At 54.6% G+C, this 23,270-nt stretch carries 19 protein-coding genes; 13 read left to right on the top strand and 6 right to left on the bottom strand.

The window, feature by feature from the left end:
- Positions 1-91 precede the first annotated feature (91 nt).
- Together ACMHLI_RS19430 and ACMHLI_RS19425 are read left to right on the top strand one after the other, a co-directional pair.
- Positions 92-1,009, top strand: coding sequence for a LysR family transcriptional regulator (locus ACMHLI_RS19430; protein WP_413530890.1), 918 nt, complete (start codon positions 92-94; stop codon positions 1,007-1,009).
- A 336-nt stretch (positions 1,010-1,345) separates the two neighbouring features.
- Positions 1,346-2,509 carry an MFS transporter gene (locus ACMHLI_RS19425; protein ID WP_413530889.1) on the top strand — a complete coding sequence of 388 codons (1,164 nt, stop codon included), beginning with the start codon at positions 1,346-1,348 and terminating at the stop codon, positions 2,507-2,509.
- A gap of 54 nt (positions 2,510-2,563) precedes the next feature.
- Here the strand turns inward: ACMHLI_RS19425 and ACMHLI_RS19420 are convergent, their stop codons facing one another.
- The gene (locus ACMHLI_RS19420; RefSeq protein ID WP_413530888.1) at positions 2,564-3,493 is read right to left on the bottom strand and encodes a LysR family transcriptional regulator; all 930 of its coding nucleotides are present in this window, start codon (positions 3,491-3,493) and stop codon (positions 2,564-2,566) included.
- 133 nt (positions 3,494-3,626) lie between these two features.
- On the opposite strand from ACMHLI_RS19420, the gene lysA reads away from it, so the two are divergent.
- Entirely contained in the window at positions 3,627-4,886 is a 1,260-nt protein-coding gene (gene lysA / locus ACMHLI_RS19415; RefSeq protein ID WP_413530887.1) for a diaminopimelate decarboxylase, read from the top strand.
- Between the two features lie 127 nt (positions 4,887-5,013).
- On the opposite strand, the gene ACMHLI_RS19410 is transcribed toward lysA, so the two are convergent.
- Positions 5,014-5,331, bottom strand: coding sequence for a PTS lactose/cellobiose transporter subunit IIA (locus tag ACMHLI_RS19410; protein ID WP_112165926.1), 318 nt, complete (start codon positions 5,329-5,331; stop codon positions 5,014-5,016).
- 286 nt (positions 5,332-5,617) lie between these two features.
- Between ACMHLI_RS19410 and ACMHLI_RS19405 the strand changes: the two genes are divergently transcribed.
- The 5 genes from ACMHLI_RS19405 (at position 5,618) to ACMHLI_RS19385 (ending at position 10,085) form a co-directional block, all read left to right on the top strand.
- A complete protein-coding gene (locus tag ACMHLI_RS19405) occupies positions 5,618-6,955 on the top strand; it encodes a PTS sugar transporter subunit IIC (protein WP_112165928.1) in 1,338 nt (445 codons plus the stop codon).
- Between the two features lie 35 nt (positions 6,956-6,990).
- The gene (locus ACMHLI_RS19400) at positions 6,991-8,427 is read left to right on the top strand and encodes a glycoside hydrolase family 1 protein (protein WP_413530886.1); all 1,437 of its coding nucleotides are present in this window, start codon (positions 6,991-6,993) and stop codon (positions 8,425-8,427) included.
- A 14-nt stretch (positions 8,428-8,441) separates the two neighbouring features.
- Positions 8,442-8,759: a PTS sugar transporter subunit IIB gene (locus ACMHLI_RS19395; protein WP_413530885.1), complete on the top strand. Its 318-nt coding sequence runs from the start codon at positions 8,442-8,444 to the stop codon at positions 8,757-8,759.
- Positions 8,760-8,853: 94 nt separating this feature from the next.
- Positions 8,854-9,627, top strand: a complete 774-nt coding sequence (locus ACMHLI_RS19390) for an FCD domain-containing protein (protein WP_112165934.1) — start codon at positions 8,854-8,856, stop codon at positions 9,625-9,627.
- 5 nt (positions 9,628-9,632) lie between these two features.
- Entirely contained in the window at positions 9,633-10,085 is a 453-nt protein-coding gene (locus ACMHLI_RS19385; protein WP_413530884.1) for a GNAT family N-acetyltransferase, read from the top strand.
- Here the strand turns inward: ACMHLI_RS19385 and galR are convergent.
- Complete coding sequence (galR, locus tag ACMHLI_RS19380; RefSeq protein ID WP_413530883.1) at positions 10,078-11,085, bottom strand: HTH-type transcriptional regulator GalR; 1,008 nt, start codon at positions 11,083-11,085, stop codon at positions 10,078-10,080. The two genes, ACMHLI_RS19385 and galR, sit on opposite strands and share 8 nt — an antisense overlap.
- Positions 11,086-11,337: 252 nt before the next feature.
- Between galR and ACMHLI_RS19375 the strand changes: the two genes are divergently transcribed.
- From ACMHLI_RS19375 to lplT, 3 genes are all read left to right on the top strand, one after another.
- On the top strand, positions 11,338-13,608 hold the full coding sequence (locus ACMHLI_RS19375; RefSeq protein WP_413530882.1) for a molybdopterin guanine dinucleotide-containing S/N-oxide reductase: 2,271 nt from the start codon (positions 11,338-11,340) through the stop codon (positions 13,606-13,608).
- Between the two features lie 325 nt (positions 13,609-13,933).
- A complete protein-coding gene (gene aas, locus ACMHLI_RS19370; protein ID WP_413530881.1) occupies positions 13,934-16,099 on the top strand; it encodes a bifunctional acyl-ACP--phospholipid O-acyltransferase/long-chain-fatty-acid--ACP ligase in 2,166 nt (721 codons plus the stop codon).
- On the top strand, positions 16,096-17,304 hold the full coding sequence (gene lplT / locus ACMHLI_RS19365) for a lysophospholipid transporter LplT (RefSeq protein ID WP_413530880.1): 1,209 nt from the start codon (positions 16,096-16,098) through the stop codon (positions 17,302-17,304). The genes aas and lplT overlap by 4 nt, the downstream gene beginning before the upstream one ends.
- 67 nt (positions 17,305-17,371) lie before the next feature.
- On the opposite strand, the gene ACMHLI_RS19360 is transcribed toward lplT, so the two are convergent.
- From ACMHLI_RS19360 to mutH, 3 genes are all read right to left on the bottom strand, one after another.
- Positions 17,372-18,412, bottom strand: a complete 1,041-nt coding sequence (locus ACMHLI_RS19360) for an NADP(H)-dependent aldo-keto reductase (protein ID WP_112165946.1) — start codon at positions 18,410-18,412, stop codon at positions 17,372-17,374.
- A 176-nt stretch (positions 18,413-18,588) separates the two neighbouring features.
- Complete coding sequence (locus ACMHLI_RS19355) at positions 18,589-18,807, bottom strand: YgdI/YgdR family lipoprotein (RefSeq protein WP_413530942.1); 219 nt, start codon at positions 18,805-18,807, stop codon at positions 18,589-18,591.
- Positions 18,808-18,945: 138 nt separating this feature from the next.
- Positions 18,946-19,632, bottom strand: coding sequence for a DNA mismatch repair endonuclease MutH (gene mutH, locus ACMHLI_RS19350; RefSeq protein WP_413530879.1), 687 nt, complete (start codon positions 19,630-19,632; stop codon positions 18,946-18,948).
- A gap of 696 nt (positions 19,633-20,328) precedes the next feature.
- Between mutH and rppH the strand changes: the two genes are divergently transcribed.
- Positions 20,329-20,856, top strand: coding sequence for an RNA pyrophosphohydrolase (gene rppH, locus ACMHLI_RS19345; RefSeq protein WP_112165949.1), 528 nt, complete (start codon positions 20,329-20,331; stop codon positions 20,854-20,856).
- A gap of 11 nt (positions 20,857-20,867) precedes the next feature.
- Positions 20,868-23,114: a phosphoenolpyruvate--protein phosphotransferase gene (ptsP, locus tag ACMHLI_RS19340; protein ID WP_413530878.1), complete on the top strand. Its 2,247-nt coding sequence runs from the start codon at positions 20,868-20,870 to the stop codon at positions 23,112-23,114.
- Positions 23,115-23,270 lie beyond the last annotated feature (156 nt).

Here is a 23,270-nt window from a genome sequence, read left to right as displayed (position 1 = left end):
ATCACGTTCAGTAAGCATCTACTGTACGTTGCATAATCCGCGAGAAAAACAGGATAATGCGCAACTGTTTGTTGCATAAACCGGACGAATCATGGACAGAATTACCGCTGCACAAGTGTTTGTTGCCATTGTTGAACGCAAAAGTATGGTCAGCGCCGCCGAATCGCTGAATATGTCGCGGGCGATGGTGACGCGTTATCTGTCGGAGATGGAGAAGTGGTCGGGCGCGCGCCTGCTGCACCGTTCCACCCGCAAGCTCAGCCTGACCGATGCCGGTGAAAATACGCTGGCGCGCTGCCGCAAGATGCTCGCGGTGGCAGCGGAGATGGGCAGCGTGGCAGATACCTCCGACGAAGCGCTGCGCGGTTTGCTGCGCCTGAGTTGTTCGCAGTCGTTCGGGCAGGGCGCGGTGGTGATTGCCGTCAGCGAATTTTTGCGGCGACATCCGCAGGTGAGTATCGATCTTCAGCTGGAGAGTCGGGCGATTAATCTGGTAGAAGATCGCATCGATCTGGCGCTGCGCATCACTAACGATCTGGATCCAAACCTGATCGCCCGCCCGCTGGCGCTCTGTCCGTCGGTGGTGTGTGCGTCTCCGGCTTATCTTGCCACGCAGGGCGCGCCGCAGCATCCGCAGGATCTAAGCGTTCACAACTGCCTGACGTACTCCTATTTCGGCAAAAGTCTGTGGCAGTTTGAGCGGCAGGGCGAAAAAATCTCAGTCCCGGTAAGCGGCAATCTCAGCGCTAATGAATCACTGGTGTTGCTGACCGGTGCGGTGGAAGGTGCGGGGATCGTCATGCAGCCTTACTATTCTGCGGCTCCGCTGATCGCCAGCGGCAAGCTGGTTTCATTGCTGGAAAACTGGCAGCCGCAGGAGATGGGGATTTATGCGATTTACGCCTCGCGGCGGCAGATGCCTGCGGCGTTGCGCGCACTGCTCGATTTTCTGGTGGAATGGTTTAAAGGCCATCCGCGCTGGCTGTCATTGAGCGGTCAGGAGGACTGAGCTACGGAAAAGACCTCAGCTCACTGGGAACGGTTCCTTTTTGACATCTTTACTCACATTTGTTTAATACTTTGATATTCATAACGTTAACTAAATTGTTTGCCCTTTCCTGAGGGCAGGGCACAGACTGCGTATGGTCAAAAGTGTGATCTGCATGGTATTTCTGTAAAGGGAAAACAGCATAAAAACCATAAAACACACAAGGTTATCGATTCCTGTCGCTGCTGATTTCCTGTCTGATTTTCTTATTTTTTTGTTTCGCCAGACTGACTTTTTAAAGTCCGTCCGGCTGAGCGTCGTTCAAAATTTGGTTAAATATAATATCGGGGAGTTGTTATGCCTGTTGCACTTCTGGCACTGGCGCTAAGCGCGTTTGCTATCGGAACCACCGAATTCGTCATCATGGGGCTGCTGCCCAACGTGGCGGGTGATCTGAATGTCAGTATCCCGTCGGCCGGGTGGCTGATCAGTGGATATGCGTTGGGCGTGGCAATCGGTGCGCCGATCATGGCGGTGCTGACCGCGAAACTGCCGCGCAAAAATACCCTGTTGCTGTTAATGGGCATCTTTATTTTCGGTAACGTGATGTGCGCCCTGTCGTACAGTTACGGTTTCCTGATGCTGGCACGCGTGATAACTGCACTGTGCCACGGTGCGTTCTTCGGGATTGGCGCGGTAGTGGCGGCGAGTCTGGTGGCACCGAACCGTCGGGCCTCTGCGGTGGCGCTGATGTTTACCGGTCTGACCCTGGCGAACGTGCTGGGCGTCCCACTGGGTACCGCACTCGGCCAGGCATTTGGCTGGCGTTCAACGTTTTGGGTCGTCGCCGTGATCGGCGTGGCGTCGCTGTACGCGCTGTATAAAAAGCTGCCGGATAAAAAAGAAGAAGAACCGACGGACCTGCGCAAAGAAATTCGCGCGCTGGGTAGTCTTGGCCTTTGGTTGTCTTTGTCGATCACCATTTTCTTTGCGGCGGCGATGTTTGCGCTGTTTACTTATATCGCGCCGATCCTGACCGAAATCACCGGCGTTTCAGAGCACGGTGTGAGCTGGACGTTGCTGCTGATCGGTCTCGGCCTGACCATCGGCAATGTGGTCGGCGGGCGTCTGGCTGACTGGCGTCTGGGTGTTTCTCTGACCACCACGTTCTTGCTGATTGCGGTGTTCTCGGTTCTGTTCAGCTACACCAGCGTTCATCTGGTGGCGGCGGAAATCACGCTGTTTATCTGGGCGATGGTCAACTTCGCGGCGGTTCCGGCATTGCAGGTGAACGTGGTGACCTACGGCAAAAACGCGCCGAATCTGGTCTCGACGCTGAACATTGCGGCATTTAACGTCGGCAACGCGCTGGGTGCCTGGGTGGGCGGCGCGGTGATCGAACGCGGAATGGGCCTTAGCAGCGTGCCTCTGGCGGCGGGCGGCCTCGGTGCCATTGGCTTCGTGCTGTGCGTAATCACCTTCCGTCGCGCGGCGAAGAAGACAGAGAAAGCCGTCGCGTAATATCTGATTGACGCAATGAACAGGCCACGCAGAATCTCTTCTGTGTGGCCTTTTTTATCGGATCGCTGAAACCGCGACATCCAGCCGCTCAGCAAAGCGTTGCGCCTGCTGATGACAGTGTTCGGTAAAAAGAGTAACCAGCGCGGAAGCGGGGCGGTGCAAGGGTTTGATCAGGCTGACGGTGAAGGGCACGGCGACGCTGAACTCACGGATCACCACGCCGTTTTCGGCATAGTCTAAGGCGGTCAGAGGGTTGACTATCGACACACCCGCGCCGGCGCGCACCATGCTGCATACCGAGGCGGCGCTGTGCGTCTCCATCACCAGCCGCCGCGCGACGTGGTGTTCGGCGAACAGCGTATCGAGCAACTGACGGTAACTGTCTGTCGCCGATAAGCTGATGAAATTCAGTCCGCTAAAATCCTGCGGTGTCAGGCATGGCTTTGCCGCAAGCGGATGCCCTGGAGGCAACACGCAAACTTCGTTGAGGGTCAGCAACGTCTGGCGTTCGGTGCCCGCAGGCGTCTGGGTATTTTCGGTCAGCCCTAAATCATGGCGCTGCGCCGACAGCCATTCTTCCAGCAGCGGCGATTCCTGCGGCACAATATTGAAACTGACGTCAGGGTAGTTATCCAGAAAGGGTTTGCAGACCGCCGGCAACAGCGACTGGCTGAACACCGGCAGACAGGCGATGGACAGCTGCGCCTGCTCAAACTGGCGGATACCCTCTGCCGCGCTGACGATCCTGTCCAGCCCGTAATACGATCGCTGAACCTCTTCGAATAAACGTAATCCCTGCACCGTCGGATACAACCGTCCGCGCAGACGCTCAAACAGCTGCAAATGCAGCAGCTTTTCACAGCGCGCAAGTTCGCGGCTGACGGTCGGCTGCGAGGTGTTGAGCAACGCGGCGGCTTCCGTCAGGTTACCGGTGGTCATCACCGCATGAAAAATTTCGATATGGCGCAGGGAAATGGCAGGCATGCTTCTCATCCGGATCGGGATCAATAAGCCATATCATAAATGAATAGACTTGCCTGAAATAGATATTTCATCGCCCCTCTGTCTCACGGCATACTGAGGGAAATAGAAATGATTTCACCTGACGGAAAACCTTATGCCACGCGCCCTGAACGACACCACCACCGCGCTTAACGCCGGAAATTTACTGGCTCTGACTCAACAGTTTGGCTGCCCTGTCTGGGCGTATGATGCGGAAATCATCAAAGCGCGCATTGCGCAACTGCGTCAGTTCGACGTCATCCGTTTTGCGCAGAAAGCCTGTTCGAATATTCACATTCTGCGCCTGATGCGTGAGCAGGGCGTCAAGGTGGATTCTGTTTCTCTGGGTGAAATCGAACGCGCGCTGGTGGCCGGTTTCGTTCCGGGCCGCGAGCAGAGTGAAATTGTCTTTACCGCCGACGTGATGGATCAGCCGACGCTTGAACGGGTAACTGCGCTGGATATCCCGGTCAATGCCGGTTCCATCGATATGCTGAGCCAGATTGGGCAGCAAAAAACCGGGCATCCGGTGTGGCTGCGTGTGAATCCGGGCTTCGGCCACGGTCACAGCCAGAAAACCAACACCGGCGGCGAAAACAGTAAGCACGGGATCTGGTATGCCGATTTACCGCAGGCGCTGGCAGAAATCAGCCGTTACGGCCTGAAACTGGTTGGGATCCACATGCATATCGGATCCGGCGTAGATTACGGTCATCTGGAGCAGGTGTGTGATGCGATGGTGCGTCAGGTGATTGAAACCGGAGAGGATATTGAAGCGATTTCCGCCGGTGGTGGCTTATCGATTCCGTACCATTTTGAGGAAGAATCCATTGATACGGGTCATTACTTTGGGCTGTGGAACCGCGCCCGCGAGCAAATCGCCGCGCATCTGGGGCATGAAGTAAAACTGGAAATCGAACCGGGACGCTTCCTGGTGGCGGAATCCGGCGTTCTGGTGGCACAAATCCGTGCGGTGAAAAATATGGGCAGCCGTCACTTTGTACTGTGCGACGCAGGTTTTAACGACCTTATGCGCCCGGCGATGTACGGCAGCTATCACCACATTTCGCTGTTACCGGCCGACGGCCGCGAGCTGGAAGGGCAACCGCTGACGGATTCAGTCATCGCTGGCCCGCTTTGTGAATCCGGCGATGTCTTTACCCAGCAGGCAGGCGGAGGCGTTGAAACCTTCCCGCTGCCACCGGTTACCATCGGCGATTATCTGGTATTCCACGATACCGGCGCGTATGGCGCATCAATGTCATCCAACTACAACAGCCGTCCGCTGTTGCCGGAAGTGTTGTTCGAGAATGGCGTACCGCGTGAGATTCGTCGTCGTCAGACAATAGAAGAGCTGCTGGCTCTGGAGCTGTAATTTGTAGTTCCCTCCGCTGCGACTGTCTCTTGATCAGATCTCCTGATCAAGAGACAGTCGCAGGGGGAGGAGCAAAAGCCAAACCTAAAAAAACGGAAGGCTTCCTTTTCTTCGCGGGGGAGAGCACTTACTTATCAAACATTTCCTTTCTCAGTAACACGATCTCTTCGGCCAGTTCGCGGCACAGCATGGCGGTCATCAGGTGATCCTGAGAATGCACCATGATCAAATTCACCGGTATTTTGCCCACGCCTTCATCCAGGCCAATCAGCTGTGTCTGCACTTTATGCGCCACACGCGCCGCGTCGTCGGAGGCTTTGAGCATCGCATCGGCTTCTGCCCACTCTCTTTTACGCGCGTGCTGAATCGCCATCATCGCGTTGGATCGTGCTTCTCCGGCGTTGATCAATAACTCCATCACCGTTTGTTCCAGATCGAATTCCATCGAAAACTCCAAATTGGTATACCAGAAAAGTGTGAATTCATCATATTGGAATTCCAATATTCACATGTGAGAACGCTGTCACAGAAATTAATTCTCATTCCGCTATTTTTTGGCATGCCACATTTCGCATTATGAAAGAAGTAATGCGAAATGCGGGCCGACAGGATCACTCTCAGAAACGGAATCTGGCTCTACTTCGCGCGACACCTTTTCTTCCAGCGGTATAAAAGGTCAATGCGAAACAAACACCTGTACAGTTTTACACAAAATTAAAAGAGGTGGTGTCATGTCATTTAAAGACCGTTTTATCGATTCTCTCGGGGGATTCGCCAATACCTTCAATAGCTACCGATACATTATGGCTATCAAGGCGGCTTTTATCACATTAATGCCCGTCATTATTGTGGGGGCATTCTCAGTTTTAATTTCTAACATGGTGATGGATCCGAAAAACGGATTAGCCCACTTTGAAATGCTGTCGTGGCTGGCCACGCTCAAACCGATCATGAGCAGTATTAACTACGCCACGCTGAGTTTCCTGACAATTGGTGCCGTCTTCTTAATCGGTATTGAATTAGGCAGAATCAATGGCTCGCGCTCGTTATTTCCCGGTCTGCTGGCGGTGATTTGTTTTATTGCCGTGACGCCCACCACCGTCGATATGATGGTGAATGGTCAGATGCAGGAAGTGAAAGACGTACTGGCAAAGCAATTCTCTGATACCAAAAGTCTGTTCCTCGGGATGTTTATTGCGATTCTGTCCGTGGAGATTTATTCCAAACTCGAAAGCTACAGCGGCCTGCGAATTAAGATGCCGGAAAGTGTGCCGCCAAATGTCTCCGCGTCGTTCTCGGCGTTAATTCCCGCCATTATTACCGTAGTGATCATTGCTACCTTCGGATTTGTGTTCCATCAGGTCACCGGCATGTATCTGTACGATGCGGTGTATCAGGTGATCCAGCGTCCGCTGGAATCCGTGATGCAAAGCCTGCCGGGTATTCTGCTGCTGATGTTTGTCGCGCAACTCTTCTGGGTGATCGGCATTCACGGTAATCAGATGATCAAACCTATCCGTGAACCGCTGCTGCTGGGCGCGATCATGGTAAACATGACGGCATTCGAGCAGGGTCATGAAGTACCGAACATCATCACCATGCCGTTCTGGGATGTGTATATGAGCATCGGCGGCTCAGGCTGCACCATCGGTTTGTTGCTGGCAGTGATGCTCGCCACCCGCCGCAAAGAGATGCGCGAAATCTCCAAGCTTTCCCTCGGGCCAAGCGTGTTCAACATCAACGAGCCTGTGATTTTCGGGATGCCAATCATGCTCAACCCGATTCTGGCGATCCCGTTTATCATCACGCCGCTTATCACCGGCACTATCGGCTATTTCGCCACCAGCCTCGGTTTTGCCGGACGCGCCGTGGTAATGGTGCCGTGGACCACGCCGCCGATCATCAACGCCTGGCTCTCCACCGCCGGGTCGATGGGCGCGGTGATCACCCAGGCCGGTTGCATCGTGGTGTCAGTGCTGATTTATCTGCCGTTTGTGAAAGTGGCCTCGCGCCGCGCCGAACAGGCACAGCTTGAGGCGATGCAGAAGAAACAAGCTGCGACGGCATGAAGCTCACAAAATTATTCGGATTAAAGAGGACTGTTATGAGCAAGGTTTCCATCGCCATTCCTGACGGATTTATCCTCGGTGCCGCGGCTTCAGCCTGGCAGACCGAGGGCTGGAGCGGCAAGAAAGACGGGCAGGATTCGTATCTGGATCTCTGGTACAAAAACAGCCGTCACGTCTGGCACAACGGCTACGGCCCGGCCAAAGCCACGGATTTCATCCACCGTTATAAAGAAGACGTGGCGCTGATGAAAGCCAGCGGGCTGAGCCATTACCGTACGTCGGTCAACTGGTCGCGTTTTCTCACCGATTATGAACTGGGCATCGTCGATGAGGAGTACGCCGCTTACATCGACTCGCTGCTCGACGAGATGAAACTCCAGGGTATCGTGCCGATGCTGTGCCTTGAGCACTACGAACTTCCGGCCTATCTGATTGAAAAATATGACGGCTGGAGCTCGAAAAAAGTCGTCGAGCTGTTCGTGCTGTACGCCGAAAAGGTGTTTGAGCGCTTCGCCCATAAAGTCGACCGCTGGTTTACGTTCAATGAGCCGGTGGTGGTGCAAACCCGCGTGTATCTGGATGCGATCCGCTGGCCGTTCGAGCAGAACACCGCCAAATGGATGCAATGGAATCACCACAAAGTGCTGGCGACGGCCAAAGTGGTCGAGCTGTTTTACCGCAAAGGCTATAACGCTACGGGCACCGTCGGGGTGATTTTAAATCCTGAAGTCACCTACGCCCGTTCAAGCGCGGCGCATGACCAGAAGGCGGCGCATTTATACGATCTCTTCTATAACCGCGTGTTTTTAGATCCGATGATCAAAGGCGAGTATCCGCAGGAATTGCTGGATTTGCTCGAAAAGCATGGCGTTGATTTTGATTATTCCGAACAGGAGCTGGCAATCATCCGCAATAATACCGTGGATGAAGTGGGGATTAACTTGTATTACCCGCACCGTGTGAAAGCGCCGTCCCGCGAATGGAATAAAGAGACGCCTTTCCACCCGGCGTATTATTACGAGCATTTTGAGCTACCGGGGCGCCGGATGAATAAATCCCGCGGCTGGGAAATATATCCCCGCGTGGTGTATGACATGGCGATGCGTATCAAATCGGAGTACGGCAATATTTCGTGGTTTGTGGCCGAGAACGGCATGGGCATCGAAAATGAAGGTCAATTCCGCGATGATGCAACCGGTGAAATTCAGGATGATTACCGCATTGAATTTATCGCCGAACATCTTTACTGGACATTAAAAGCGCGGGAAGACGGCGCGAATTGTCAGGGATATATGCTGTGGGCGTTTACCGATAACGTTTCGCCGATGAATGCCTTTAAAAATCGCTACGGGTTGATTGAAATTGATCTCGATGACAACCGGAATCGCCATCAAAAGAAATCATCCCGCTGGTTTAAATCGCTCAGTGAAAATGGCGTGTTGTCATTGACGCTGGATGACGAAGATAAATAACCCGAGGAAACACTATGAAACGTATCGTTTTAGCCTGTTCGGCAGGGATGTCCACTTCCCTTGTGGTCACCAAAATGGAAAAAGAAGCCGCCGCCCGTGGCCTGGAATTTCAGATCTACGCCATCCCGGAAAATAATCTGCGTGATGAACTCGAAGCCTATGGTCGCGATATTCAGGTGGTGCTGTTAGGGCCGCAGGTGAGATTCAAACTGACGGAAAATAAAAAGCTGACCGATGAACACAATATTCCGATCGACGTCATTGATATGATGGCTTACGGAACGCTCAATGGTGCGAAAGTGCTGGATCAGGCATTAAGTCTGATAAAGTAATCCCTCATACTTCTGGTTGCAGGTCTGGGGTTCATCAGCCTGCAGCCCGGATTATTTTGGATTTTCATTTTCGTTTTTGCAGCAAGGTGAGCGTGTGGAAAAAGGTGTGGTTTCGCAGGACAGAAAACAGTATCAGGAAATCGGGCATGACCTGCGTGAGCAAATCAAGCAAGGCCAGTTCGCCGTGGGGTCACGCCTGCCGCCGGAGCGCAATATGGCGGAAACCTATGGCGTCAGCCGGACTATCGTGCGCGAAGCCTTGCTGATGCTGGAGCTCGAAGGCACGGTGGATATCCGCCAAGGCTCGGGCGTGTACGTGATCCGCATTCCTTCGCAGGAAGAGGGCGAAGATGAACTGATGTATCAGGGGCAGATTGGCCCGTTTGAGATTTTACAGGCGCGGCAGCTACTCGAAAGCAATATTGCCGCGTTTGCCGCCAAAATGGCGACCAAGTCTGATATCGAAAATCTGCGCCGCACGCTGGAGCAGGAACAAACCGCCATCGTGGCTAACGATGAAAGTGGCGACAATGACCGCCTGTTTCACCTGCTGATTGCCGGCGCCACGCAAAATCAGATGCTGCTCGATTCGGTGAAAAATATCTGGATGCACCGCGACTCCAGCCCGCTGTGGAAACAGTTACACAGCCATATCGCCACGCGTGGATACCGCCTGAAATGGCTGGCTGATCATCAGAATATTTTGGCCGCGCTGCGCCGCCGCGACGTGATGGGATCCTATCAGGCGATGTGGCAGCACATGGAAAACGTAAAAAATACCCTGATGGAACTTTCCGACGTCGATGCGCCGGAGTTCGACGGCTATCTGTTTGAATCAGTGCCAATTTTTCAGGGTAAAATGGTCTGAACGCGATGAATATCATCAATCTCAGCGCACGCCCTGAGTGTAAAGAACAGGTCACTGACTGGCTGTGGAAGGCGTTCGGCAGCGAAAACAGCCGCGATTTTTATGCCAGCGTGGTGCAAAGCAGCCTGTCGGGGGCTGATCTGCCGCAGACTTTTATCGCACTGGACGGCGAACGGCTGGCAGGGACGGTGGGTTTATGGCGCTGCGATTTGATAAGCCGTCAGGATCTCACGCCGTGGCTGGCGGCGCTGTACGTCGATAAGGATTATCGCTCACGCGGGCTGGGGCAGCAGTTGCAGGAATTTCTTCTGGAGCACAGCCGCCGCAGCGGCTTTTCCGAACTCTATCTTTACGCTGAATTCACCGGCTATTACGAACGTTTTGGCTGGCGCTATATTGGCGATGCGCTGGACTATCCTGATAAGACAGTCCGCGTTTACAAAAAGTCTCTTAGCTGATCGCCGGCCCGCTCACAGAGTGACGTCGAACCAGCGTCGGGCTGAACATGTGGGTGGTTTCCGGCAATGGCTGACCGTTTGCCAGCGCTAACGCCAGCTGCGCCGCCTGATTCGCCATCGCCACGACCGGATAGCGCACCGTGGTCAGACGCGGGCGCAAATAGCGGGAAATCAGCACATCATCAAAACCTATCAGCGAAATTTCGCCAGGCACATCAATGCTGTTATCGCTTAGCACTGATAACGCCCCCGCCGCCATGGAGTCGTTGTAGCAGGTGACCGCCGTGAATCCTTTCCCCAGCCCCAGCAAATCCGCCATGGCTTTCTCGCCCCCGATTTCATCTGGTTCGGCGTAGGCAATGAGTTTGTCATCCACCGGGATATTATTCTCTGTCAGTGCGTCGATATAGCCTTGCAGACGATCGCTGGCGTCAGAAATACCGTGGTTGGAGCACAGGATGGCAATGCGTTTATGCCCGGCCTGAATCAGATGGCGGGTCGCCAGCCAGGAGCCGTAACGGTCATCAAGCGCAATACAGCGCTGTTCGAAGCCAGGCAGCGTGCGGTTAATCAGCACCATTCCCGGAATTTGCTGCATCAGGCTGGTCAGTTCGTCTTCCGGCAGCATTTTGGCGTGAACCACCAGCGCCGCACAGCGGTGACGGATCAATTGCTCAATCGCCTGGCGCTCTTTTTCTACATTGTGGTAGCCGTTGCCGATCAGCAGGAAATTGCCAGTCGCATAGGCCACCTGTTCCACTGCTTTGACCATCGCGCCAAAGAACGGATCGGAGACGTCAGCGACAATTAGCCCCAGCGTTTCCGTTGCCTGCTGGGCAAGTGCGCGGGCATTGGCATTCGGGTGATATTGCAGATGTTGCATGGCGCTCTGAACCGCTTCCCGCGAGCTTTCGCTGGCCTTCGGGGAATGATTTATCACGCGTGAAACGGTCGCAACCGATACGCCTGCCAGTTTTGCTACATCCTTAATCGTTGCCATAACACTTCCGCTATTCCGTGAGGGTAATCGTTTACACCGCCAGTCTTGCGGAAAAGACAGGTGGCTGCAAGGATGACGATCGCAACTTTTTGATGCAAGACAGATGTAACGACAAAAGAACCCCGGCTTTAACGGAATTCGCAGTCGGAAAGGATGGAAATGACATTGATTAAGATTATTTGTTCTTTGAAATGAGCGCGACGTGAATGGTATTTTTAAGGTCAAACACCTGCGCTGAGAAAATAAAAAAACATGTCCATAAAACGCTATCCGCAACTGGCTCACTGGGGCGCGTACACTGCCGTCGTAGAAGACGGACGGCTGATCCGCTGCGAACCCTATTCTGCGGATGCCGATCCTTCGCCTTTACTCGATTCCATTGTGCCGCTGGTCTATTCCGATAGACGGATCCGCAAACCGGCGGTGCGCCGTTCATGGCTGCAAAAGCGCGAAAACAGCGATCGCTCGCTGCGGGGGCGCGAAGATTTTGTCGAAGTGGACTGGGATGTGGCGCTGGATCTGGTGGCTGAAGAGAACCGCCGCGTGCGTGACCGTTACGGCGCCTCCGGCATTTTCAACGGCTCCTACGGCTGGTCTTCCGCTGGCCGCCTGCATCATGCCCGTTCGCTGGTGCGCCGTTTCTATTTCACCGGCGGCGGCGGGGTGGATCAGCTCGGCAACTACAGCTGGGGCTCGGCGCAGTTTTTCCTTCCATATGTTATCGGCACTTTCACGCCGCTGACCGGCCGCGTGACCTCATGGCCGAGCGTGGTTGAACACGCTGAAATCCTGCTGGCCTTTGGTGGTCTGGCGCTGAAAAATTCACAGGTGGCCTCCGGCGGCGCAGTGGAACATACCCTGAAACCGGCGCTGGAACAGCTGGCGAAGAAAGGCACACGGGTCATCAACATCAGCCCGATGCGCGATGACTGCCCGGAATTCCTCAATGCCGAGTGGATCCCGATCCGGCCTAACACAGATGCGGCGCTGATGATGGCGATTGCCTATGAAATTCAGCGTAAAGAGGCGCAGGACAATGCGTTTCTTGCCAGTCACTGCGTGGGCTATCCGCAGCTCGCCGCTTATCTGCGCGGTGAGAAAGACGGTGTGGCTAAAACGCCTGACTGGGCGAGTCACATTACCGGCATTCCGGCGGAGCGTATCGCGGGTCTGGCCGATGATCTGATCGGCGTGCGCAGCTTTATTACCTGTTCGTATTCCGTGCAGCGCGCCCATCGCGGCGAGCAGCCTTACTGGATGATGATTGCCATTTCGGCGATGCTCGGACAGGTCGGCCTGCCGGGCGGCGGCTTCTCGTTCGGCCACGGTTCGATGAACAGCGTCGGCAATCCGCGTTATGACACGCCGGGTCCTGCGGTCAGTGCGGGGCCGAATCCTTCCGGCCTGGCGATCCCGGTTGCGCGCATCAGCGACATGCTGCTCAATCCGGGGCAGCCATACGAGTTTCAGGGTGAAACACAGCATTATCCCGATATCCATCTGGTGCACTGGGCGGGCGGCAACCCGTTCCATCATCATCAACAGTTGAACCGTCTGGTGGAAGGCTGGCAGAAGCCGGACACCATCATTGTGCAGGATAACGTCTGGACACCGGCGGCGCAGATGGCGGATATCGTGCTGCCTGCCACCACTTCGCTCGAACGTAACGATATCGGCGGATCCTCACGTGACCGCTTCGTACTGGCGATGCATCAGGCGATTGCACCCCAGCATCAGGCGCGTAACGATTTTGATATCTTCGCCGACATCGCCGACCGTCTGGGTTATCGCGAGCAATTCACGCAGGGGCGCAATGAAGATCAATGGCTGCGCCACATTTACCGTCAGTGTGGTGAAGCGCAAAAAGGCACCGGCGTGGAATGGCCGGATTTCGAATCCTTCTGGGAACGCGGCTTTGTAGAGCTGCCGATGCCGGAAAAAGATTTTGTGTTCTTCGAGGAGTTCCGCAAAAGTCCGCGTGCAAACCCGCTGGGCACGCACAGCGGTAAGATCGAACTGTTCTCGGAAACTATCGCCGGATACGGTTATGCCGATTTCGCACCCCACCCTGAATGGCAGCCACCGGTCGAATGGCTGGGCGCAGAAACGGCCAAAGAGTGGCCGCTGCACCTGATCTCCATCCAGCCGAAAGACCGTTTACACAGCCAGCTCGATCAGTCGCCGCTGGCGCAGTCGAACAAGACTGCCGGAAAAGAGACGCTGTTTATGCACCCTGAGGATGCAGCCAGCCGCCAGCTGAACGACGGCGATCGTGTCAAAGTGCATAATGCGCGCGGCAGCTGTCTGGCCGGTGTGTCGTTCAACGACGGGATTACGCGCGGTGTGGTGCTGATGTCCACCGGTGCGTGGTTTAATCCGGGCTTTGGCGCTAACTGGCAGGAAACGGAACAGGCCGGGAATCCGAATGTGCTTACGCTTGATATCGGCACTTCGCGTTTAACGCAGGGACCTAATGCCATGAGTTGCCTGGTTGAAGTGACGCAATCAGCACTAAATGATTAAAACCGGGAGCATTTTCACCACTGGTTACACTTTGCGGAATTATGTTTCGATTGCCTGCTGGCTGTGATTACTACAAACCAGATAGATTGAACGTCCCAGAGGTATTGATTGGTGAATCATCAACGTGCTCTGCATGTTGATACCGATTAAATTTGCACCAACCTACGCGGATGCGTAGGTTTTTTTTTGCCTCAATGCTGACAACTCGTTCAGCGTCTTCCTAAACTCACTTCTGACTGTCGTCATTATTCAGCGGCTTATAGTATGCTGTTTCCCCAACCTTTTTCTTTCAGGATCAGGGATGACACATAAGGAGATGGCAAACATGTATAACTTTCTTTTCGCCGCGTTCAGGTGGCTGTTTCGCATCGCGTTCCGGGTCACGGTGACACCGGCCAAACCAGCATTTGATTATCCGCGTTTACTGCTGACACCCAACCATGTTTCATTTATTGACGGCATGCTGTTGGTGCTTTTCCTGCCGGTTAAACCGGTATTTGCAGTCTATTCCAACATCACAGATACCTGGTTTATGCGCTGGCTGAAGCCGTATGTGGACTTCATGCCGCTGGATCCGACCAAGCCGATGGCAATCAAACATCTGATCCGCGAAGTGGAGAAGGGCCGTCCGGTGGTGGTCTTCCCTGAAGGGCGTATCACGGTCACCGGCTCATTAATGAAGATTTACGACGGCGCGGCCTTTGTGGCGGCGAAGTCTCAGGCAACGGTCATTCCTATACGCATCGACGGCGCGGAATACACTCCGTTTGGCCGCCTGTTCGGCAGTTTTAAAATCCGCTGGTTCCCGAAAATCACCATCAACGTGCTACCGCCGCTGACGATTCCGATGCCGGATGCGCCACGCTCACGAGACCGCCGGATCCTGGCCGGTGAGCAACTGCATAAAGTGATGATGCAGGCGCGCATGGCCACCCGCGAGCCGGAAACGCTGTATGAAGCGCTGCTCGGTGCGCAGACGCGCTATGGTCGCCGCAAAAAATGCATCGCCGATATCGCGTTTAAAGAAGATACCTATCAGGGGCTGCTGAAAAAATCCCTCGGCGTGAGCCGGATCCTGCAAAGGTTTACCCGCGAAGGTGAGCACGTCGGAATGTTGCTGCCGAACGCCACGATCATGGCGGCTGCGCTGTTTGGCGCGTCGATGCGTAACCGTATTCCGGCGCTGCTCAACTATACCGCCGGGGCGAAGGGCCTGCAAAGCGCGATGAAAGCGGCGCAGATCAAAACCATCATCACCTCCCGCCAGTTCCTTGAGAAAGGCAAACTGACCCATCTGCCGGAGAACGTGCCGGAAGCCAACTGGGTGTATCTGGAAGATTTAAAGGACACGGTCACCACGCAAGACAAGCTGTGGATCTTGTTCCACCTGATCTTCCCGCGTCGCGCGATGCTGCCGCAAAAGGCTGACGACGCCGCGCTGGTGCTGTTCACCTCCGGATCAGAAGGCAATCCGAAAGGCGTGGTGCATTCACACGCCAGCCTGCTGGCAAACGTCGAGCAGATCCGCACCGTGGCGGATTTCACGCCGCGTGACCGCTTCATGTCCTCACTGCCGCTGTTCCACGCCTTTGGTTTGACCGTCGGCCTGTTAACGCCGCTGCTGACCGGTGCGCGCGTGTTCCTGTATCCAAGCCCGCTGCATTACCGCATCGTACCGGAGCTGGTGTACGACCAGAACTGTACCGTGCTGTTTGGCACCTCGACCTTCCTCGGCAACTACGCCCGCTTTGCTCATCCTTATGATTTTGCAAGGTTGCGCTACGTGGTGGCCGGTGCGGAGAAACTGGCGGAAAGCACCAAGGAAATCTGGCAGAACAAATTTGGTATCCGCATTCTTGAAGGCTACGGCGTGACCGAATGTGCGCCAGTGGTGGCAATCAACGTGCCGATGGCGACCAGGGTGAATACCGTCGGGAAGATCTTACCGGGGATGGAGGCGCGTCTGATTAAGGTGCCGGGTATTGAAGAGGGGGGGCGCCTGCAACTGCGCGGCCCGAACATCATGAAAGGCTATCTGCGCGTCGAAAATCCGGGCGTACTCGAAACACCACAGGCTGAAAATGCCGACGGCGAAATGCAGGCGGGCTGGTATGACACCGGCGATATCGTCACGCTGGATGAAAAAGGGTTCTGCGCCATTCGTGGCCGCGTGAAGCGTTTTGCCAAACTGGCCGGTGAAATGGTGTCGCTGGAAAGCGTCGAACAGCTGGCGATTAAAGCCTCCCCGGACGGCCAGCATGCCGCGACGTCGCGCAGCGACAGCAGCAAAGGTGAAGCGCTGGTACTGTTTACTACCGATGCAGAACTTCGTCGTGATGCGCTGAGCAAAGCCGCCCGCGAACTGGGACTGCCGGAACTTGCCGTGCCGCGTGATATTCGCGTGGTCAAAGCCCTGCCGTTGCTCGGCAGCGGTAAACCTGATTTTGTCACCCTGCGCGAGATGGCAGAAAAACCGGAGACTGAGGCATGAGTAAACCTTTAGTGGCGGCATCGCCGCTGATGTCAAAAAGCATGACGGCGGTGATCGTCGCGCAGTTCTTGTCGGCGTTCGGCGATAACGCGCTGCTGTTTGCCGCACTGGCGCTGATCAAACAACAGCTTTATCCCGACTGGAGCCAGCCGGTTTTGCAGATGGCGTTTGTCGCGACTTACATCATTCTCGCGCCGTTTGTCGGGCAGTTCGCTGACAGCTTCTCCAAAGGCCGCGTGATGATGGTCGCCAACCTGCTGAAGCTCGGCGGTGCGGCGGTGATTTGCGCCGGTCTGAATCCGTTCCTCGGCTACACGCTGGTTGGCATCGGTGCTGCCGCCTATTCACCGGCCAAGTACGGCATTCTGGGGGAAATCGCCAGCGGCGAGCAGTTGGTTAAAGCCAACGGTCTGATGGAAGCCTCGACGATTGCCGCGATCCTGCTCGGCTCAGTAGCGGGTGGCGCGCTGGCTGACTGGAATATTCTGGCGGCGTTGGGCATCTGCGTTTTGGCCTACGGAGCTGCCGTGGTTGCCAACTGGTTTATCCCAAAACTGACCCCGGCGCGCGCCGGACAGTCGTGGCATCCGGCTAAAATGACGCGGACGTTTTTCTCGGCGTGTAAAACGTTGTGGAATGATGGTGAAACCCGCTTTTCGCTGGTCGGTACCAGCCTGTTCTGGGGCGCAGGCGTGACGTTGCGTTTCCTGCTGGTGCTGTGGGTGCCGGTGGCGTTAGGGATTACCGATAACAAAACGCCGACGTTACTCAACGCAATGGTGGCCATCGGGATTGTCTTCGGAGCCGGTGCGGCCGCGAAGTTAATCCGTCTCGACACCGTCAAACGTTGCCTGCCAGCGGGCGTGGCGATTGGTATCGCCGTAGTAGTCTTCGCGCTGCAAACCAGCATGCTGAGTTCGTATATCGTCCTGGTGGTGGTGGGGGTTCTCGGTGGCTTCTTCGTGGTGCCGCTGAATGCGCTGTTACAGCATCGCGGGAAAGCCTCTGTCGGAGCCGGTAATGCGATTGCGGTGCAAAATCTCGGCGAGAATACCGCGATGCTGCTGATGCTTGGCCTGTATTCGCTGGTCGTGATGGCGGGTGCGCCGGTCGTTGCGATCGGTATTGGCTTCGGTGTGGTCTTCGCGCTGGCCATTACTGCGCTGTGGATCTGGCAGGTAATGCAAAAGCGCCGTCAGATCTGAGGCGTTTTGCATTACCCGAAAAAACGAAAGGGCGCTGAGCGCCCTTTTTTATGTCTGAAATACGCAGTTACGGAGCAGGTATGGTGAAGCGTTTGTGGATGTTTTCCAGCTCGCCCATGATTTCGGCATCGAGCGTCAAATCCTGACTGTCGATGTTGATCTTCAGCTGCTCCAGCGTGGTCGCACCCAGTAAAGTACTGGCAACGAACGGTTGCTGACGCACGAAGGCCAGCGCCATCTGCGAAGGATCCAGATTGTGTTTCTTCGCCAATGCCACGTATTCCGCCACTGCGCCTTCAGCTTGTGGAGAAGAATAACGGGTGAAACGGCTGAACAGCGTATTGCGCGCATTGGCCGGTTTCGCACCATTCAGGTATTTCCCGCTCAGCGTACCGAACGCCAGGCTGGAGTAGGCCAGCAGTTCAACGCCCTCGTACTGGCTGATTTCTGCCAGCCCGATTTCAAAGCTGCGGTTCAGCAGACTGTACGGGTTTTGAATGGAAACAATACGTGGTAAATCGTGTTTCTCAGCCAGTTGCAGATAGCGCATCACGCCCCACGGCGTTTCATTTGAAACGCCGATGTAGCGGATTTTACCGGCGCGAACCTGTTCGTTCAGCGCTTCCAGCGTTTCCAGCAACGTCACCGGAGATTGCTCTTCGGTGTACTGATAGCCCAGCTTGCCGAAGAAATTGGCCTGACGCTGTGGCCAGTGCAGCTGATAGAGATCCAGATAATCGGTATTCAGACGTGTCAGGCTGGCATCCAGCGCCGCGCGGATATTTTTACGATCCAGCATTTGCGCCGGACGAATCGCATTATCGCTGCCACGGGAAGGGCCGGAGACTTTGCTCGCCAGCACGATCTTCTCGCGGTTACCACGGGCTTTCAGCCAGCTGCCGATATAGCTTTCGGTCAGACCCTGGGTTTCCGGGCGTGGCGGAACAGGATACATCTCTGCGGTATCAATCAGATTGATGCCCGCTGCAACGGCGTAATCGAGCTGCTGATGGGCGTCGGCTTCGCTGTTTTGTTCACCAAAAGTCATGGTGCCAAGACCCAGTAAGCTCACTTCTAAAGAACTGTGGGGTATACGGTGATATTGCATTGCCGGTCTTCCTTTCTTCTGAGAATGTCAGGCTGATAGAAAAAGTGCCTTATCTGACTATATACAAGGGAAACATCAGGTGGAAGTGGCAGAGAGTGCCGGTAATCAGAGAGAGCGGGGGAAGCAGCAAAAGAGCCAGTCCAAAACCGGCTCTTATCGGTTGGTGCAGGTCTGAATTAGCGTTCCATCACCTGGCTGACGTTGTCGTTGTTGATCTGACGCTCGTTGCCTTGTTCGTCGGTATAGCTCAACAGGCCGGTAGATTTATCCAGCTTCGGTTTGCCGTCGGTCAGGATCATATTGCCGTCTTTGGTTGAGATCACATAATCACTGGCGCAGCCTGCGAGCCCGAATACCAGCAGCGCGGCGCTGGTCATCATCAATGTTTTCTTCATCATTTTTATCATTCCTTGTGTGTACGCGACGTTTTAGAAAGTCTGACATTATTCTGTCCGGACATAATCACATTCTATCGTAGCAAAGGGTTGAAAAAGTGGCACAAAAGGTGCGTGAAATTTTTAAAATGAGTGCCATCAGAGCAGAAAATGTCGGGCCAGCAGCGCGCCGGTAAAGCGTTTTTTCAGATAGAAACCTCGTGGCAACGTCAGGATCGGCTGACCGAATTCGCCGATCGCTTCGGTTAACGCTTTGCTGTTAGCCGCTTTCGGGCGCAGTTGCAGGAATTCCCCGTGGCGCGCAGTGATGCTTTCAACTTTGCCCAGGACGATCAAATCCATCAACTCTTCCCAGTCCTGACGCAGCTGCTCATCTTCTTCTTTGGAAGGCTGCCACAATAAAGGTGCGCCAATGTGGCGCTCAGAAAGCGGGATCTGGCGCTCGCCTTCAACCGGGATCCACAGCACCCGCGCCAGTTTATGGCGCACATGGCTGCTCTCCCAGGTCACGCCGCTATTACCGGTTAACGGCGCAACGCAGACGAACGTGGTTTCCAGCGGCTTGCCGTGCGAATCAATGGGAATAGTTTTTAGCTCAATGCCAATATCGGCGAAATCCTGCTCCGGCTTACTGCCAGCAATCGCGCCAAGATAGACTTCCAATAACATTCCTACCCAGCCTTTTTCTCGTTTGAGATTGGCCGGGATCGGCAACCCTGCGCGGGCTGCGAGCTCGCCTAAGTTGTGACCGGCCAGCGACTGCGCGCGGTGCAGCAGCTCATCTTCGTGACGGGGCGGTTCAGTTGCAGGTAACGGAATAGACATAAAAAACAACACTCATGAATTTAGGTTAATTTTTAACCTCACCCTGCGTAATGCAGTGCATAAAAAGTTATACCCGTGAGATGGATGAATAATAGCATGATTTAATTTGGTTTTTTTTAGGGTTCTGGCCGGTTTATCACAAGCAGTTTTTAGGTTGACCACCTGTTGAAGGCGACAATGAACAGGATCTTCCCCCTACTTATCCACAGATTTCTTGGATAACCTTGGATAAATCCGATCACTGGTTCGATTTACAGGCTTGACGGACAGTGTTTTATCCAATTTCTACCCCGACGACGTCAACTTTTAGACGATCGCTGTGGATAAAAACGTCATTGGTGGATCTTTCGCCAGATCATGTCTGCGTGTGACGTACCTCACTTTTTTAGGTGGTTGATAACGCGGTTTATGCATCGTAACTGAATGCTTTATATGTATTTTATAAATGTTAATTTTCAGGCTGGGGATAAGTTCACGAGAGTTTTACCCTGCTTACTCTTAAGTTCTGCACACATCTATCCACAGAAAAAGTGAATAAAATCGCGAGTGCTGGCCCGAATCTGTTTATAACTTTGCCAATTAGTGAAAGTTATCCCATTTTTATTCGTGTGGATCAGCGCTAACCAGTGGTTTACCGCCTGTTGGTAGTGTGAAACAATCAGAACATCTATGATTTTAAGCTATTGAGGTAGTCCGGTGATCGATGATGATGGCTACCGCCCGAATGTTGGTATCGTAATCTGTGACAAGCAGGGCCAGGTATTATGGGCCAGACGATACGGTCAGCACTCCTGGCAGTTTCCTCAGGGAGGCATTAATCCAGGGGAAACTGCTGAGCAGGCAATGTACCGCGAGCTGTTTGAAGAAGTGGGTCTGGGCCGCAAAGATGTGCGTATTCTGGCGTCCACCCGCAACTGGTTACGTTATAAATTGCCAAAACGTTTGGTGCGTTGGGACACAAAGCCGGTTTGTATCGGCCAAAAGCAAAAATGGTTCTTGCTGCAACTGATGTGTAACGATGCTGATATCAATATGCAGCGCAGCAGTACGCCTGAATTTGATGGCTGGCGTTGGGTGAGTTTCTGGTATCCGGTTCGTCAGGTGGTGTCATTTAAGCGCGATGTGTATCGTCGCGTGATGAAAGAGTTTTCGACCACTATTATGCCGATGCAGGAAATTTCCCTTCCCAAGACATCGCCCGCTTATCGTCGTAAAAGAGGCTAAGTCGCGAAGAGATGCTCACGCGTTTGCGAGAAATTGTTGAAAAGGTAGCAATGGCGGCCAGCCTGAATGATGCGCTGGACGTACTGGTCAATGAAACCTGCCTGGCGATGGACACCGAAGTGTGTTCCGTTTATCTCGCTGACAATGACCGTCGTTGTTATTACCTGATGGCGACGCGAGGTTTGAAAAAACCTCGCGGGCGCACTATTACGCTCGCGTTTGATCAGGGGATCGTCGGTCTGGTAGGCCGGCTGGCAGAACCTATCAACCTCGCCGACGCGCAGAGTCATCCCAGCTTTAAATACATTCCAGCCGTAAAAGAAGATCTTTTCCGATCCTTCTTAGGCGTGCCGATCATTCACCGTCGTCAGCTACTTGGCGTGCTGGTTATTCAGCAGCGCGAACATCGGCAGTTCGACGAAAGTGAAGAATCCTTTTTAGTTACGTTAGCGACTCAGCTGGCGGCGATCCTTTCACAAGCCCAGCTGAACGTGCTGTACGGCCGATTTCGCCAGACCCGCGTCCGCGCGCTGGCGGCTTCACCGGGTGTTGCCATCGGTATCGGCTGGCAGGACAGTTCACAGCCATCCCTTGAACACGTTTATATGGCGTCCACGCTCGATACGGTGCGTGAACGCGAGCGGCTGACCCGTGCGCTCGAAGATGCCGGTGCAGAGTTCCGCCGTTTCAGTAAACGGTTTACCGCCAGCGCACAAAAAGAAAGTGCCGCAATTTTCGACCTCTATTCCCACCTCCTTAACGATGCGCGTCTCAAGCGTGAACTGTTTGCGCAGATCGATCAGGGTGCGGTTGCTGAATGGGCGGTGAAAAAGGTCGTTGAAGAATTTGCTGCGCAGTTTGCCAGCCTGCAGGATACCTATCTGCGCGAGCGCGGTAGCGATTTGCGCGCGCTTGGGCAGCGGCTGGTTTTCCATCTCGATGATACCATTCAGGGCAATACTCAGTGGCCGGAGCGTTTCATTCTGGTCGCAGATGAACTGACCGCAACGCTTCTGGCCGAAGTCCCGCAGGACCGGCTGGCGGGCGTGGTGGTGCGCGACGGTGCGGCGAATTCCCACGCGGCCATTCTGGTACGCGCGATGGGCGTGCCGACGATTATGGGCGCGGATATTCAACCTGCGCTGCTCAGCCAGCGACAATTGATTGTTGATGGCTATCGTGGCGAATTGCTGATTGACCCGGAACCGGTGTTGGTCGCCGAATATAAACGGCTCATCAGCGAAGAAATGGAGCTGAGCCAGCGCGCTGAAGATGATGTTGATCAGCCTGCGGCGCTGAAAAGCGGCGAAAGAGTGAAGGTGATGCTCAATGCCGGTCTGAGTGCCGATCACGAAAAACTGTTCGGCAGTCGTGTGGACGGCGTCGGTCTGTACCGCACTGAAATTCCGTTCATGCTGCAAAGCGGTTTCCCTTCCGAAGAGGAGCAGGTGGCGCAGTATCAGGGCATGTTGCAGCTGTTCCCGCAAAAGCCGGTGACATTGCGAACGTTGGATATCGGTTCTGATAAACAGCTGCCATACATGCCGATCAGCGAGGAAAACCCTTGTCTGGGTTGGCGTGGTATTCGTATTACGCTCGATCAGCCGGAAATTTTTCTGATTCAGGTGCGCGCCATGCTGCGTGCCAATGCGGCGACGGGGAATCTGGGTATCTTGCTGCCGATGGTCACCAGCCTCGAAGAGATAGATGAGGCACGCCGTCTGATAGACCGCGCCGGACGTGAAGTGCAGGAGCAGCTTGGTTACCAACTGCCGCGCACGCGCATCGGGGTGATGATTGAAGTGCCGTCGATGATCTTTATGTTGCCGGCTCTCGCGGGAAGAGTGGAGTTTATCTCGGTTGGCACCAACGATTTAACTCAGTATCTGCTGGCGGTTGACCGCAACAATACCCGCGTTGCCGGGCTTTATGACAGCTTACATCCGGCGATGCTGCGGGTGCTCAGGCAGATAATTACCAGCGCTGAAGCGATCGGGCTGGACGTCAGCCTGTGCGGTGAAATGGCGGGCGACCCGATGGGCGCATTGCTGCTGACCGGTATGGGTTACCGTAACCTGAGCATGAACGGGCGCAGCGTGGCGCGCGTGAAGTATTTGCTGCGCCGTATCGATCTGGTGGATGCCGAAGAGCTTGCCAGCCGGGTTTTGCAGGCACATTTCACTACGGATGTTCGTCATATGACGGCAGCATTCATGGAAAGGCGCGGTCTGGGCGGGCTGATTCGCGGCGGTAAATAGGACTCAGGCGCGGCGTTTACCACCGCGTCATTCCTGCCTGCCCCCAATGCGGCGCAGAATGAGACGTTTTTTTACAGAACTTTTCCCCGGCCATAGCCCCGGAAATCCTCCCGGCTATGCTACTATTCGCACCCTGCTGACCCCTAACCGGGCTAA

The organism is Rahnella inusitata (genome assembly GCF_965118895.1).
In the GTDB taxonomy this organism is placed as follows: domain Bacteria; phylum Pseudomonadota; class Gammaproteobacteria; order Enterobacterales; family Enterobacteriaceae; genus Rahnella; species Rahnella inusitata_A.
This window is presented reverse-complemented; position numbering and strand designations above follow the sequence as displayed.